General features: G+C 45.9%; 12 protein-coding genes. 10 read left to right on the plus strand and 2 right to left on the minus strand.

The window, feature by feature from the left end:
- Positions 1-9 precede the first annotated feature (9 nt).
- The 4 genes from KO473_RS20865 (at position 10) to KO473_RS20880 (ending at position 2681) form a co-directional block, all read left to right on the plus strand.
- Entirely contained in the window at positions 10-1002 is a 993-nt protein-coding gene (locus KO473_RS20865) for a DNA-directed RNA polymerase subunit alpha (protein ID WP_005782229.1), read from the plus strand.
- Between the two features lie 3 nt (positions 1003-1005).
- Positions 1006-1491, plus strand: a complete 486-nt coding sequence (gene rplQ, locus KO473_RS20870) for a 50S ribosomal protein L17 (protein ID WP_005822120.1) — start codon at positions 1006-1008, stop codon at positions 1489-1491.
- A gap of 136 nt (positions 1492-1627) precedes the next feature.
- Complete coding sequence (locus KO473_RS20875) at positions 1628-2035, plus strand: hypothetical protein (RefSeq protein ID WP_032537598.1); 408 nt, start codon at positions 1628-1630, stop codon at positions 2033-2035.
- 106 nt (positions 2036-2141) lie between these two features.
- On the plus strand, positions 2142-2681 hold the full coding sequence (locus KO473_RS20880) for a hypothetical protein (RefSeq protein WP_005782234.1): 540 nt from the start codon (positions 2142-2144) through the stop codon (positions 2679-2681).
- Between the two features lie 33 nt (positions 2682-2714).
- Here the strand turns inward: KO473_RS20880 and KO473_RS20885 are convergent, their stop codons facing one another.
- Together KO473_RS20885 and KO473_RS20890 are read right to left on the minus strand one after the other, a co-directional pair.
- Positions 2715-4529, minus strand: a complete 1815-nt coding sequence (locus tag KO473_RS20885) for a MutS family DNA mismatch repair protein (RefSeq protein WP_122130210.1) — start codon at positions 4527-4529, stop codon at positions 2715-2717.
- A 168-nt stretch (positions 4530-4697) separates the two neighbouring features.
- Entirely contained in the window at positions 4698-4862 is a 165-nt protein-coding gene (locus tag KO473_RS20890; RefSeq protein WP_157173565.1) for a hypothetical protein, read from the minus strand.
- Between the two features lie 226 nt (positions 4863-5088).
- On the opposite strand from KO473_RS20890, the gene KO473_RS20895 reads away from it, so the two are divergent.
- From KO473_RS20895 to hutH, 6 genes are all read left to right on the plus strand, one after another.
- Complete coding sequence (locus tag KO473_RS20895; RefSeq protein ID WP_005782237.1) at positions 5089-5721, plus strand: DUF6563 family protein; 633 nt, start codon at positions 5089-5091, stop codon at positions 5719-5721.
- A 148-nt stretch (positions 5722-5869) separates the two neighbouring features.
- Entirely contained in the window at positions 5870-7852 is a 1983-nt protein-coding gene (locus tag KO473_RS20900) for a urocanate hydratase (RefSeq protein WP_005822113.1), read from the plus strand.
- 125 nt (positions 7853-7977) lie between these two features.
- Complete coding sequence (gene ftcD, locus KO473_RS20905) at positions 7978-8880, plus strand: glutamate formimidoyltransferase (protein WP_005782240.1); 903 nt, start codon at positions 7978-7980, stop codon at positions 8878-8880.
- A 6-nt stretch (positions 8881-8886) separates the two neighbouring features.
- Positions 8887-10140, plus strand: a complete 1254-nt coding sequence (hutI, locus tag KO473_RS20910; RefSeq protein WP_005822111.1) for an imidazolonepropionase — start codon at positions 8887-8889, stop codon at positions 10138-10140.
- Between the two features lie 29 nt (positions 10141-10169).
- Positions 10170-10799 (plus strand): cyclodeaminase/cyclohydrolase family protein, encoded by a 630-nt coding sequence (locus tag KO473_RS20915; RefSeq protein WP_005782244.1) that lies wholly within the window; start codon positions 10170-10172, stop codon positions 10797-10799.
- Positions 10796-12292 (plus strand): histidine ammonia-lyase, encoded by a 1497-nt coding sequence (hutH, locus tag KO473_RS20920; RefSeq protein WP_122130209.1) that lies wholly within the window; start codon positions 10796-10798, stop codon positions 12290-12292. The genes KO473_RS20915 and hutH overlap by 4 nt, the downstream gene beginning before the upstream one ends.
- Positions 12293-12438: the final 146 nt, after the last annotated feature.

A 12438-nucleotide genomic window follows, 5' to 3' on the forward strand; every position in this document is an offset into this window, starting at 1 on the left:
ATTAATTTCATGGCGATATTAGCATTTCAAAAACCTGATAAAGTATTAATGTTGGAAGCGGATGCCAAATTCGGTAAATTCGAATTTCGTCCCTTGGAACCCGGTTTTGGTATTACCGTTGGTAATGCTTTGCGCCGTATCCTCCTTTCTTCATTAGAAGGTTTTGCTATCACCACTATCCGCATAGAAGGTGTTGAGCACGAATTTTCTAGTGTTCCTGGAGTAAAAGAGGATGTTACCAACATTATCTTGAATCTGAAACAAGTGAGATTCAAGCAAGTAGTTGAAGAATTCGAGAGCGAAAAAGTGAGCATCACTATCGAGAATTCTAGTGAATTTAAAGCAGGTGACATAGGTAAGTATTTGACTGGATTTGAAGTGTTAAATCCGGAATTAGTTATTTGTCATTTAGATTCTAAAGCAACTATGCAGATTGACATTACGATTAACAAAGGTCGTGGTTACGTCCCCGCTGATGAAAACCGCGAATATTGTACCGATGTTAATGTAATTCCAATCGATTCAATCTATACGCCGATACGTAACGTTAAGTACGCTGTAGAAAACTTCCGCGTTGAGCAGAAGACTGACTACGAGAAGTTGGTACTTGAAATTACTACCGACGGTTCCATTCACCCGAAAGAAGCTCTGAAAGAAGCTGCTAAAATTCTGATTTATCACTTCATGTTATTCTCTGACGAAAAGATTACTCTTGAAAGTAATGACGTTGATGGTAACGAAGAGTTCGATGAAGAAGTATTGCATATGCGTCAGCTGTTGAAGACTAAGCTTGTCGATATGGATCTGTCAGTACGTGCCCTCAATTGTTTGAAGGCAGCTGATGTTGAAACATTGGGCGACTTGGTACAGTTCAACAAAACTGACTTGCTGAAATTCAGAAATTTCGGAAAGAAATCGCTTACCGAGCTTGATGATTTGCTGGAAAGTCTGAATCTGTCGTTTGGAACCGATATTTCTAAATATAAATTAGATAAAGAATAAAAAATGAGACATAATAAAAAATTCAATCATTTAGGTCGTACTGCTTCTCACAGAAGTGCTATGTTATCTAACATGGCTTGTTCTTTGATCAAGCACAAAAGAATCACTACGACTGTAGCAAAGGCAAAAGCTTTGAAGAAATTCGTTGAGCCTTTGATCACAAAGTCTAAAGAAGACACAACAAATTCTCGTCGTGTTGTATTTAGCAACTTGCAGGATAAATTTGCTGTAACAGAATTGTTCAAAGAAATCTCTGTGAAGATTGCTGACCGTCCGGGCGGTTACACTCGCATCATCAAGACAGGAAACCGTTTGGGTGACAATGCTGAAATGTGCTTCATCGAACTCGTTGACTACAACGAAAACATGGCTAAAGAGAAAGTTGCTAAGAAAGCTACTCGTACTCGTCGTTCAAAGAAAGCTACTGAAGCTGCTCCTGCTGCTGAAGTTCCCGCTACTGAAGAACCGAAAGCTGAATCAGCAGAATAATTCAACAATTATTCTTATAGATATAAAAAAGGCTACTCGAAAGAGTGGCCTTTTTTGTTGATTTTACTAAAGATACTTTAAAATGATTTGAAGATGAACAGTTTGACTGAATAATCTGTTATATTTGCAGGTAGATATGGCAAAGTTCATTAAAATTATATTGTTCATGTTGTTCGCTGTAGCGCTTCATTGTGTAGCCAACAACTATTTCGCAGGAGAACAGGCGGAACAAGATACCTATATGGCTATGTCAGTGCTTAAAGGAGATACGCACGAAACTGTTAGCAATCCCCAGGCTCCTTACTTTCCTGATGCCGAATTGGCCGGAGCAGGTATTCAGGTTCATCAAATTGCGATGTCACGTATACAGCGCATTCAAGCAGCCGAATATGTTTTCTCTTTAAAAGGTCTTGCCCAAAGGTTGGCAGACCGGGATGCTGCCTTGTCTCAGCATTGGGGAAAACTCTATGATACCACTACTTCTTATTGTTGTCATCCAGTAAGCGAATACTATGTTTTCGCTCTAAGGCGCATTATCGTATAGGAGTTTAATTTATTAGTTCTATTATTTTTTGATTTACTGTACCTGCTAAAAATAGGTATGGTACTATTTTCAGCTATTATCCACTAATAATTTAAACTTAGATATTATGACAACCCAAGCTATTGATGCAACTATTTTTGCATCTTCACACCCAGATATTGCAAAACGTACCAGTATTTCAGGACTTATCTTCTCTTGCGTCATGTTATTGGCGGGAGTGATCGCGTTTGTGTCTACCTTCGAAATGGAAGACCGTTCGTCGACTGTCAGTATGGGGCTTATGGTGCTCGGCACTGCCTTATTCCTGGTTGGAGTCTTCCGGCTGTTTTGGAAATCCAAAGAGATTGTTTATTTACCGACAGGTAGTGTCGCCAAAGAGCAGAGCATCTTTTTTGATCTGAAGCATCTGGATGAATTGACAGATATGGTGAAGTCGGGTGATTTCTCTTTGCAGTCCACAGCTAAAGGAGGTACCAGTGGAAATTTGCGTTTAGACGTAATGCTTTCTGAAGATAAGAAGTTTGCTGCCGTACAACTGTTCCAGTTTGTGCCCTATACTTATAACCCGATAACTTCCGTGCGTTATTTCACTAATGGTGAAGCAGCTTCCATCGCAGCTTTTTTGACTAAGATCAAAGGGCATTGATCCTTTAATTCAAGTTTCAATATATCATGGGGATCAGTCGTTGATGACGGCTATCCCCATTTTCTTCATCAGGAAACAAGCATTCATATTCTGTGCTACGCCGTCTCTGAGTTTGTATGAGAAAGTAAGTTCGTTGTTAGTGATGTCCGCTTCAAAACAATAGTTGTGGATGTCTTCAGGAAATAAATCGATAAGTGAACCGAGCAAGAGGTCGTGAGTGGCTATGATTCCATTTGCTTGCAGAGTCATAAACTGTTTGATCAATGCGAAAGACCCTTTTTGTTTGTCCATGGAATTCGTTCCCTTCAGAATCTCGTCGAGTATAATGAAAAGTTCTTCTCCCGAGTTTAGTTTATCGATAATAAGTTTCAGTCGTTTCAACTCTGCAAAGAAGTATGATTCATTTTCTGTCAAAGAGTCGGTTGTGCGTAGACTTGTGATAAGCTGTGCCGGATATAGCTTCATCTTTTCCGCCCAGACAGGGGCCCCTATACACGCCAGCAGATAGCTTACCCCTATGGTTCTCAGATAGGTGCTTTTTCCTGCCATATTTGCTCCTGTGATAATAACAAAGAAAGGTCGTTTTGCAATCTGAATATCATTGCGTACACATTTATCTCGATCCATCAACGGATGGCCCAGTGCTTCGGCCTCCATACAGAATGGTTTGGATGCGATTTCTGGAAATACATATCCGGGGTGATTGTAGGCGAAAGTGGCCAATGAGCAATAGGCGTCCATTTCTCCGATTGCTTCAAGCCAATGCGGGAGGTTGGCTGCGAAACTTTCTTTCCAGGTTTCTATCTTCATTACCTGACGCAATTCCCAGAAGAAGAGTCCGTTCAGGACAAATTGCATTAGCATATTATTCCGTTGGTCCAGGGCGTTCATCAAGGCAGTGAGGCGTTTCACTGCTTGCGAAGCTGTTTGCTTTTCACCTCCCACCAGTCCTTTCACCCGTTTCAGTGCGCTGCTTTCCATCTCTTTTTCCTCGATTATATGAATCAGGTGTGCATAAGTTGTCAGTATCTGCATCTTTTTGCCGTATACGGACTGCATTTGGCTGACACCTTTTGAGAAAGAGGAGCTGAGGAGACCTATACCTGCGAAGACAATTCCCCACGTGGTGAACGAGATGACACCGGCTATAGCCAGTCCGAGGCAGACGGCATTGGCCAACGGAACAAGGATGGCTAAGGTCCGGAAATACCATTTTTTTCGGTAATGTTCCGGGCTTGTTGCCCAGTTCCTGATCTCTTCTTCATCGGCCGTTTTGCCTTTATGCAGCAACCCGAGTATACGGAAGTGCTGACGCATTTCCAATTCCGGAGCCAGTTCCTTTACAGCCTCCTGTCGTTTCTCTATTTCTGCTTTATTTTTCAAGTGTGTGTTCATCCATTCGGCCAGTCTCTTTTTGCCCGGTTGTGTAGCGGTACGGTTTATATACTGAAAGAGTGAATGCTCACCAAAAACATCCAGGTCATAGGTATAAAGATGTGCCGGATCGATAAACTCCTTTCCGTTGTCGAAAGCAGACGTATCGTATGCAATGGCCTGCAGTTCTTGGCGGTTGATTTCTATTTTCTTTTCAAGATAATCTTTCTGGCGGAACAAACGGTTATGCAGTTTCACCAGCAGCAGGAAAGGGATAAAGGTGATTGCCGCGATGCCGCTGATCACCAGTCTGCTTTCACTCCAGAAGTAGATAATACCCGCAACTCCGGCTGCAAAAAGTATCAACCGTAGTGTGCCGATACGATAGATGCGTCGTTTAACTTTTGCCAGTTGTGATTCCGATTCAAGGATGATTCGTTGATAAGTGTCTATGATGAGATTCAATTGTTCCATGTTCTCCTGTTGTTTGAATGCAAAAATAATATATTTAGTGTGAGTACGCCATTCTCTTGCCCGGAGCTTGTTTTTGTCAAGAGCAGATTTACTGATTATTAACGTAAGAGTCGGTTTCCGGTCTAATCTTCAGTGTTTTTCCTGTTCCTTCCGGAGAAGTTCACTTATCTACCCACGTTCTCTCCGGATGCTACCGGCATTGCGGTCTGTTGCTACCGGGAAGAGAGGGCGGAGAGCCTTGCTTTGAATGGAACAGAGCCGGTGTTTCACTTCTGAAGAGCCTTGCTTCAAGATAGATAGAGCCTCTGTCCATGTTTCATATAAGTTTTTCAAGTCGGGTTTTACAAGGCGAATCATAAAAAAAGGGAAGCAACGGCCTCCCTTTTTCATCCCTAATATAAATTGAACGTACTTTATGATTCTGTCAGTAAAGATACGACATTACTAAGCAAAAGTCAAGTGTTTCTTTCCTTTTTCTTAAACTTTTCTTCTGAAAACTTGCTCCGGTTCGTTAAAAGGTGTACCTTTCCGCCGTGAAAATCTTTAATAGGGTGCGTTTATGAAGAAATTGTGTTTCCTGCTGTTGATGAGTTGGCTGGTGATGGAAGTTACTGCGCAGAATGTCGTATATTCCAATCTGAAAGGGCTGCTCGCTTGTGAAGGAGATACGGTTACTTCGCTGAAAGTGGAAAAACGTACAAAGAATCATATTCTGATGACCGGTGGCGCTGACTATAAGATCAGTGTCGGGTCAGACGACTCCATGTGCAAATATCTGAAGTCCCGTTGTTATGCCGTACAGGCAGATACCTCCCTTTACATCAATTGTAAACGGTTGCGTTATAAAAAGTTTCGTTTCGGAGGTTGGTATGCTCCCGCCCTGCGTATAGGAGATCATATCTATTTTAGTGCCATTCCCCTTGGTTCTGTGGCCGCAGGTAGCGATGCTACAATGGATGTAATGCTCGGCGGTAAATTTGGTGATGCCATTGCCGCTTCCGCTTTAATATCCAAACGGGTATATTATGAGATAGATCCTGAAACCAATAAGGTGGGATTTGTCGGGAAAGAGAGGATGGAGGAGTTGCTCGAAGGCCATCCGGACTGGAAGACTGCCTATCTGAATGAAAATAGCGAATCGGCCAAAGTCACCGATAAATATCTGCGTCTGTTGAAGGCAGAAGAGAAATAGCGGCCGTTAGCTATCCGGTTTCTTTTATTCTTCTAACCTTTTGTTAATAAACCTACCGAAATCTTTGTAGATTCTTTCCTTTTTTCTATATTGCGAAGAGTTATCAAATTGTAACGCTGACAGTTTGCAATCCTTAATTCCATTTATTATGAAAATGACTCTCAGCAATCAGTTGCCCGAATATCCGGCATTCGTAGAAGGTATTCGCCGGGCACCCGACCGTGGATATACCCTTTCTCCGGCGCAGACCGCCACGGCCTTGAAGAATGCATTACGTTATATCCCTGTAGACTTGCACGAAAAACTGGCTCCTGAGTTTCTGGAGGAGTTACGAACACGCGGACGTATTTATGGATACCGTTTTCGTCCGGCCGGTGATCTCAAGGCTAAACCCATTGACGAATACCGGGGGAACTGTATCGAGGGCAAAGCTTTTCAGGTGATGATTGACAATAATCTCTGTTTTGATATTGCTCTTTATCCCTACGAACTTGTTACTTATGGTGAGACCGGGCAGGTGTGTCAGAACTGGATGCAATATCGGCTGATAAAGCAATACCTTGAAGTGATGACCCGTGAACAGACCCTTGTCATTGAGTCCGGACATCCGTTAGGGCTTTTCCATTCCCGTCCGGATGCACCCCGCGTTATCATTACCAACTCGATGATGGTAGGCATGTTCGACAATCAGCGTGATTGGCACGAAGCAGCCCAGATGGGAGTTGCCAATTATGGGCAGATGACGGCCGGTGGATGGATGTATATCGGTCCGCAGGGCATCGTGCATGGTACATTCAATACATTGCTGAATGCCGGTCGGCTCAAGTTGGGTATTCCTCAGGATAAGGATCTGAGCGGACATTTGTTTGTCTCTTCCGGTTTGGGAGGTATGAGCGGTGCACAACCCAAGGCAGCCGAAATAGCCGGTGCTGTTTCAATTATAGCCGAAGTGGATCGTTCCCGCATCGAGACCCGCTACAATCAAGGATGGGTGGGGTATATCACTACTGATCTTCATGCAGCTTTCCGGATGGCATTGAGTGCTGCCGAACGGCACGAACCTTGTTCTGTGGCCTATCATGGTAATGTAGTTGACCTGCTTGAATATGCCGCCCAGGAAGATATTCCGATCGATCTTTTGTCCGATCAGACTTCTTGTCATGCCGTCTACGAAGGAGGGTATTGCCCCGCCGGAGTCACATTTGAAGATCGTACCCGGTTGTTGCACGAATCTCCTGAAACGTTCCGCCGATTGGTCAACGAATCCCTGCACCGTCATTTTGCGGTGATAAAGAAGCTTGTTTCCCGTGGTACTTACTTTTTCGATTACGGTAACTCTTTTATGAAAGCCATCTATGATGCCGGGGTCAAAGAGATTTCACGGAATGGAGTGGATGAAAAAGACGGCTTCATCTGGCCGAGCTATGTGGAAGACATTATGGGGCCGGAACTTTTTGACTATGGATATGGTCCGTTTCGTTGGGTATGCCTGAGTGGTAAGCCCGAAGATCTTGCCAAGACTGACCGTGCTGCAATGGAGTGCATTGATGTGAAGCGCCGCGGACAAGATCTTGATAATTATAACTGGATAAAGGATGCCGGTAAGAATCAACTGGTGGTGGGCACACAAGCCCGTATTCTGTATCAGGATGCTGCCGGACGTTTAAAGATCGCCCTCCGGTTTAACGAAATGGTGCGTAACGGTGAAGTCGGTCCCATCATGCTGGGACGCGACCATCATGACGTGAGCGGGACAGACTCACCCTTCCGTGAAACTTCCAATATAAAAGACGGCAGCAACGTGATGGCCGATATGGCTGTGCAATGCTTTGCCGGAAATTGTGCCCGGGGCATGAGTCTGGTGGCGCTGCATAATGGTGGAGGTGTGGGTATCGGCAAAGCTGTCAACGGTGGTTTCGGCATGGTATGTGACGGAAGTTCGAGGGTAGACGAGATTCTCCGTTCTTCTATGCTTTGGGATGTGATGGGAGGAGTAGCCCGCCGTTCGTGGGCACGCAATGAACATGCGATGGAAACCAGTGAGGCCTTCAACCTGTCGCATGGAGATACTTATCACATTACGATGCCCTATCTGGTGGATGAAGAGCTGATAAAGAGAATAATTATTTAGAAATGAATATAACTCACCACAGATTACACGGATTCTCACAGATTAATAATTTATTTTACTGAGAGTTAAATTGAAATATCTGTGTTAATCCGTGTAATCTGTGGTGAACCCAAAACCGTATAGTTATGAATTGGAATAAAATCGTGGAATGCGTTCCCAACTTCAGTGAAGGGCGTGATCTTAAAAAAATAGATCGTATTGTTGCTCCGTTTCGTGCCCGTGCAGGAGTAAAGTTGCTCGACTATAGCAATGATGAAGATCATAACCGGCTGGTGGTGACTCTTGTCGGTGAACCGGAAGCCTTGCGGGATGCCGTTATCGAAGCTATCGGTGTTGCGGTGGAACTGATAGATCTCAATCATCACCAGGGACAGCACCCCCGTATGGGAGCAGTCGATGTAGTGCCTTTCATCCCTATTAAAAACGTGACGATGGATGAAGCCGTCTCTCTTTCCCGCGAGGTGGGGGAGAAAGTAGCCGGACTCTATCATCTTCCCGTTTTTCTATATGAAAAGTCGGCGACCGCTCCCCATCGTGAAAATCTCGCTGCCGTGCGTAAAGGTGAGTTCGAAGGAATGGCCGAGAAAATCAAACTTCCCGAGTGGCAGCCGGATTTTGGTCCGGCAGACCGGCATCCTACGGCCGGTACAGTTGCTATTGGTGCCCGTATGCCTCTGGTAGCCTATAATATCAACCTGAGTACCGATAATCTTGAGATAGCGACCAAGATTGCCAGGAACATCCGTCACATCAACGGTGGTCTGCGTTATGTCAAGGCGATGGGAGTGGAACTGAAAGAGCGGAACATTACCCAAGTGTCCATCAATATGACCGATTACACCCGTACGGCCCTCTATCGTGCCTTTGAGCTGGTGCGTATCGAGGCTCGCCGTTATGGGGTGACTATTATTGGAAGCGAGATTGTGGGGCTTGTCCCGATGGAAGCACTGATCGATACCGCCTCTTATTATCTCGGTTTGGAGAATTTTTCTATGCAGCAGGTGCTCGAATCACGTATAATGGAATAAAGGACCATGAGCGAAAACTTAATCATATTTAATGCCAAAGTAGTAACTCCTCTCGGCTTTTCAGCCCGGAAAGGAAAGGAGATGGCGGAACTCCAAATCTTGGAGAATGCGACAGTCGAAGTTGTGGATGGCACCATCACTTACGTCGGTCCCAACCGGGGAGAAATACGTGACGGGTATTATCATCACTTCTGGCACTACAATGCCCGCGGAAAATGTCTGCTGCCCGGTTTTGTCGATTCACATACCCATTTTGTCTTTGGGGGTGAGCGTGCCGAAGAGTTTTCTTGGCGTCTTAAAGGAGAGAGCTATATGTCTATCATGCAGCGGGGCGGTGGCATTGCCAGTACAGTGGAAGCTACCCGGAAACTCTCTTTCATCTACCTGCGTTCCAGGGCAGAGGGACTTTTGAGGAAGATGACCTCCATGGGGATTACCACCGTTGAAGGTAAAAGCGGGTACGGACTGAACCGTGAAACGGAATTGCTGCAACTCAAAGTGATGCGTAGCCTGAATAATGATGAATGTACGCGCGTGGATATTGTGCCTACCTTCCTGGGAGCACATGCGCTGCCTTCCGAATACAAAGATCGTCCCGATGACTATATCGACTTCCTGATCCGTGAACTGCTTCCCGTCATTCAGCGGGATTCATTGGCCGAGTTTTGCGATGTGTTTTGTGAAGAGGGTGTCTTTTCCGTTGAACAGTCACGTCATTTGCTGACAGCCGCCAGAGATTACGGGCTTTTACCGAAACTTCATGCCGACGAGATCGTTTCTTTAGGAGGGGCCGAACTGGCTGCTGAGTTAGGTGCCGTCTCTGCCGACCATTTGTTGCATGCTTCCGATGCAGGTATCGAAGCTATGGCCCGTAAGGGAGTGGTTGCCACGCTCCTTCCGCTCACTGCCTTCGCATTGAAGGAACCCTATGCCCGTGGACGGGATATGATCGATGCCGGATGTGCCGTGGCATTGGCTACAGATCTGAATCCGGGAAGTTGTTTCTCCGGCTCCATACCTCTGACGTTTGCCTTGGCTTGCATCCATATGCGGTTCACTGTAGAAGAGGCCATTACGGCTCTTACTCTGAATGGTGCGGCTGCCCTTAACCGTGCCGATTCCATTGGCAGCATCGAAGTGGGTAAAAAGGGCGATTTCGTAGTGCTCGATTCTGACGATTATAATATTCTACCTTATTATGTAGGGATGAATTGCGTAAATACGACTATCAAAGGCGGAGTGCTTTATCCGTCTGTCTGAAATATAAACCCGATAATATCAGAAGAACTATGTTAGCAGAATTAACCGTAAAAGAGTTTTTAGATAAAGTAGCCGGTAGCGATCCTGTACCCGGAGGTGGTAGTATAGCGGCTCTCAATGGTGCTGTGGCTTCGGCGCTGACTGCCATGGTAGCCGGACTGACCGTTGGAAAGAAAGGGTATGAGGAACATGAGGAGCTGATGAAGCATATATCCCGCCTGAGCATTGGACAGCAAGAGCTTTTTGTCGAATACATCGATCGTGATTCCGAGGCGTATGATCGTGTTTTCGGTTGTTTTAAATTGCCTAAGACCACGGATGAAGAGAAAGCTGCCCGGAGCGCTGCTATTCAGGAAGCCACACGTTTTGCGGCACTCATCCCGATGCAGGTGGCACGCAATGCCTGCGAGTTGATGGAGATTATAGCCGATGTAGCCCGTCTGGGTAACCGGAATGCCATTACCGATGCCTGTGTAGCCATGATGGCTGCCCGTTCGGCGGTATTGGGGGCTTTGCTGAATGTCCGCATCAATCTGGCTTCGCTCAAAGACACAGCCTTTGTCGACGAATTGAAGCGGGAAGCCTGTCGTCTGGAGCAATTGGCCTGTACGCGGGAGAAAGAATTACTTGAAGTTGTCAACCAAGAACTGAATCAATGAATAATGTCTATTACGTAGGCTCCGGTGAACTGACTTTCGGAATCATCGAACGCATTATTAACGAAAATCTGAAACTGGAACTGGCTCCGGAAGCCCAAAAGCGCATTCGGAAATGCCGTGACTATCTCGACCGGAAAATAGCTGCTTCCACTGAACCGTTGTATGGTATCACTACCGGATTCGGTTCGTTGTGCAGTAAAAGCATATCACCCGATGAACTCAGCACCTTGCAGGAGAACCTTGTGAAAAGCCATGCTTGCAGTGTAGGCGAGGAGATTCGTCCGGTTATAGTCAAGTTGATGCTGTTGCTCAAGGCACATGCCCTGTCTTTGGGGCATAGCGGAGTGCAAGTCATCACTGTGCAGCGCATTCTCGATTTCTTCAATAATGACGTGATGCCCATTGTCTATGACCGTGGCTCCTTAGGAGCTTCGGGCGATTTGGCACCGCTGGCCAATCTTTTCTTGCCTTTGATCGGGGTGGGCGATGTATATTATAAAGGTAAGAAGCGTGAAGCCATCAGTGTGCTCGACGAGTTTGGCTGGGAGCCTGTAAGGCTGATGAGCAAAGAGGGACTTGCCTTGCTGAATGGTACTCAGTTTATGAGTGCCAACGGAGTTTTTGCCTTGCTCAAAGCACAGCAGCTTTCAAAGAAAGCAGATATGATTGCCGCCCTTTCGCTTGAAGCTTTCGATGGGCGTATTGATTCCTTTATGGAATGTATTCAGCAGATCCGGCCCCATCCGGGACAGATTGAGACAGGAGAAATATTCCGCCGTTTGTTGCAGGGAAGCGAGCTGATAGCCCGTCCCAAAAAGCATGTGCAGGATCCGTACTCTTTTCGTTGTATCCCCCAGGTACACGGGGCAACGAAAGATGCCATCCGGTATGTCTCCTCTGTGTTGCTGACCGAAATTAATTCGGTGACGGACAACCCCACTATTTTTCCGGACGAAGATCAGATTATATCCGGTGGAAATTTCCACGGACAGCCATTGGCCATCTCTTTCGATTTCCTTGCCATTGCGATGGCCGAATTGGGCAATATCTCTGAGCGGCGTGTGGCACAATTAATCATGGGGCTGCGTGGGCTGCCGGAATTTTTGGTTGCCAATCCCGGACTTAATTCCGGCTTTATGATTCCCCAATATGCCGCCGCATCCATGGTCAGCCAGAATAAGATGTACTGCTATGCGGCTTCGAGCGATTCTATCGTTTCTTCCAACGGTCAGGAAGATCATGTCAGTATGGGAGCCAATGCCGCCACTAAACTTTTTCGGGTGATGGATAATCTGGAACACATTCTCGCCATCGAGTTGATGAATGCCGCACAAGGAATAGAGTTTCGACGTCCGGCAAAAACTTCACCTATACTTGAGCGATATCTGGCTGCATATCGTAAAGAAGTCCCGTTTGTGAAAGACGATATCGTGATGTACAAAGAAATTCATAAAACGGTCGCTTTCCTCAACCGGACAAGGTCTGAGTATTAAGTCCGTTTTCTACAAGCTGTCTATATCCCGCAGGCGATATAGATAGAGCACCCCTCTGAATGTCTGCCCTTCTCCCTGCACGGAAGAGGGGCGGGAGAGGGGTTTTCTTCTTCCCTATTCATCGGAATATATCCGTCGTTTATCGA

It is taken from the genome of Bacteroides sp. HF-4919 (assembly GCF_018860125.1).